This window comes from Aeromonas sp. ZOR0002 (assembly GCF_963866995.1).
GTDB lineage: Bacteria > Pseudomonadota > Gammaproteobacteria > Enterobacterales > Aeromonadaceae > Aeromonas > Aeromonas caviae.
On record NZ_CAWMFQ010000166.1, the window covers coordinates 11,290 to 14,216 of the forward strand.

A 2,927-nucleotide genomic window follows, 5' to 3' on the forward strand; every position below is an offset into this window, starting at 1 on the left:
AGCACCGGGAAATCGAGCTGGCGCAAAAACTCCACCAGCGGCCCGTTGCCCAGATCGAATTCGTGGTTGCCGATCACCATGGCATCCGGTCGCAAGAGGGCCAGCAGGTCCGCATTGGCCCGCCCTTTGAAGCGGTTGAAGTAAAGTGACCCCTGGAAGGTATCGCCGCCATGCAGCAGCAGGCAGGTCTGGCCGGCTGCCTCGGCCTGTTGGCGCAGGGCGGTGAGCCGGGTCAGGATGCGGCCATAGCCGCCGCACTGGGTGCGCCATTCGGACTCGCCATCGGGGGAGAAGCGCATGGGGGCGCCATCGAAATGGGAGTGGCAGTCGCTGAAGTGGGCAAGTTGAACCGTCATACTCAAGGCTCGGTCCTCCTTAGGAAAAAAGAGCACCGAGTCTACTGCATGGGGTGGGGGGGATACCAGCCCGGCGGCAGCCGGGCCGGTAAAGAGTCAGGCGGGAACCATGATCTGGGTGGCGAGGATCACCACCAGCAGGCCGACGGCCACCGGCAGCGAGGTACGTTTGACCACCTCGAACGGAGAGAGATTGCCCATCCCCGCACAGGCGACCACCACCCCGGAGACCGGCGAGATGGTGCGGCCGAGGTTGGATGCCTGCAGCATGGGGATCACCAGATAGGCCGGGTTGACGCCGAGGCTGGTGGCCAAATGGGGGATGAGCTCCACGAAGGCGTAGAAGGGGGCGTTGCCGGAACCCGTGGTGAAGGCCGCCAGGGTGGTGATGACCACCAGCACCAGCATGATGACGATGCCGCCGGTACCGAAGCTCTGGGCCAGATCCAGGAGGTTGGCGATGAAACCAAGCCCCATCAGACCCTGGGCAAAGACCCCGGCACCCACCAGCAGCATCACCACGCCGGCGAAGGCGTCGGCCATGTTGCGCCAGCACACCTGCAGCCCGTCCAGCAGCTCGCGGCCGTTGCGCTTGCGCACCAGCTCCAGCAGGGCGGCCAGCACCAGGCAGATGACGATGATGGTGACGATATCGAGCTTGGGCCCCAGTTTGCCGTCAAACAGCAGCACACCGATGATGGGGGTGAAGGGCAGGATGGCGTAGAAGCCGGGGGCGTCGGTGACGAGATCGCTCGGGGCGACCGCGGCGTTGTGCTCCCCGGCCTTCTGATCCAGATAACGCTGCCAGAAGAAGTGGGTCACCGCCATGGCGGCGATGGCCACCAGGGAAATGGGCAGGGTCAGCTTGAAGGCAAACTCGATGAGCTCCATGTTCGCGGCCTGGGCGGCCATCACCACGTCCCCCGAGGTGGGGGAGAGGATGATGGCGGCCGGCGAGGCGCACACCGCCGCTGCCGCGCCACGGGAGATCCCCATGTTGACCATCAGCGGGAAGAGGGTGGCCATCAGCAGAACCCCGAGGCCGGTTGCGGAGCTCACCGCCAGCGACATGGCGCAGGCGACCAGATAGGCGGCCACCAGCAGGATGTAGGGGGACTTGATGACACCGAGGGGCTTGCTCGCGAGCTTCACCAGTATGGTGTTGGCGCCGATGTGGCTCATGTAGCCAGCAAAGCCGCACAGCACCATGATGAGCATGCCGAGGCCACCCCCCCTGTCGACCAGCAGGAAGCGCACGTATTCGAAGATGTCGGTGGCCATGTGGCCGGTGGAGGGGACGCTCGCCGGCAGCACCGCCTTGCCCATCAGGGCGGTGATCGCCAGCAGCAGCAGGCCGCCGCTGAGCAGTACCCCGGTGGCGGAGTAGCCCTTGAAGATGTAGCGACCCACGGCCAGGGTGACCAGGGTGCCGATCAGGAGTTCTATCATAAAACCTTCCCAAGAGTTGAAGTGAGGGGGTGGCCTGCCAGGGCTCACCAGAGGGTTGCGCTGGACTATCCGGTATCGGCCAACAAAAACACTGCGGATATTACCCACTAAGGAGTATTTCACCATCCATTCGATGGCAGCTTGTGATCTCGACTGCAAATCCCCGCCTGAGCCGGGGTGATGACTCGCACGTTTGCAGCAACCGGGTGCCAAGAGCGGATGACAGGGGGCTGGATCAGGGGTAATCTCCCAATCGGGTTATTAATTCATTGATTATTAATTGAAATTAAGCCGGGACTCACAAGGAGCAAAGCCGCGGACAGATGGGACTCTTCAGCAAGACAGGGGTGACGGTGGCCCTCATTTATGCCGCCTCAATCGGTGCTGTACCTTACCACTATGCCGGTGTGAAGATCGCCCCCGATATCAAGGTCGACTTCCAGTTCTATCGGGTCTCCGGGGCCGATGTGGGGGCCGTGATGCGCCAGATCACCGCCTTGTCGCCCACCCAGGCGGACGGGCACATCGGCAAGGCCAGTTATCAGCTCTCCTGGCAGTTGCAGACGAAGGCGACGGCGGCGCGCTGCGAGCTGGAGCAGGCCAGCGTCCGTGCCCGCATCCAGGTCAGGGTGCCCAACTGGATGGACAAGGCCCGTGCGCCCGCGAAGGAGCGCCAGAAGTGGGACAAGCTGGTGGCCGCCATGTTTGACTACGAGAGCCGTCACAAGGACATCCTGCTGGAGAGCGTGAGCCAGCTTGGCACGCGCCTCGCCCAGTTGCCGGTGACCCGGGATTGCCCAACCCTGGAGCATCAGGGCTGGCAGGCAGGGCAGGCGGTGCTGGAGGCAACCCGGGCGCGGTTCGACACCCTGGCCAGCCAGACCGATCAGGGGCGCAAGCTGGGGGTCGTCTGGCCCAGGGCTGGCTGATAACACGTGTACAGGCCCATGGCCGCTAATGGGAAACATAAAAAAACGGGCTGATTGAGCCCGTTTTTTGTTGGTGCGCCAAATGGCGTGGAGGCGGGCAGCCCCGGCTCCTGGTGGCTAGTCGCGCAGTGGCTTGCCCCTGCGCAGCCTTCGCACCCAGTAGCGGGCGGGATGGAGCGCCTCCAGCAGATCG

3 protein-coding genes are annotated in these 2,927 nt (G+C 63.9%); 1 reads left to right on the forward strand and 2 read right to left on the reverse strand.

What is annotated here, in order from left to right; genetic code table 11:
* On the reverse strand, positions 1 to 362 hold a 362-nt coding region (locus AACR77_RS09680), incomplete at its 3' end, for a metallophosphoesterase (RefSeq protein WP_042881078.1).
* A 90-nt stretch (positions 363 to 452) separates the two neighbouring features.
* The gene (gene dcuC / locus AACR77_RS09685; protein ID WP_010674486.1) at positions 453 to 1,805 is read right to left on the reverse strand and encodes an anaerobic C4-dicarboxylate transporter DcuC; all 1,353 of its coding nucleotides are present in this window, start codon (positions 1,803 to 1,805) and stop codon (positions 453 to 455) included.
* 323 nt (positions 1,806 to 2,128) lie between these two features.
* Between dcuC and AACR77_RS09690 the strand changes: the two genes are divergently transcribed.
* Entirely contained in the window at positions 2,129 to 2,734 is a 606-nt protein-coding gene (locus AACR77_RS09690) for a DUF922 domain-containing protein (protein ID WP_042881080.1), read from the forward strand.
* Positions 2,735 to 2,927: the final 193 nt, after the last annotated feature.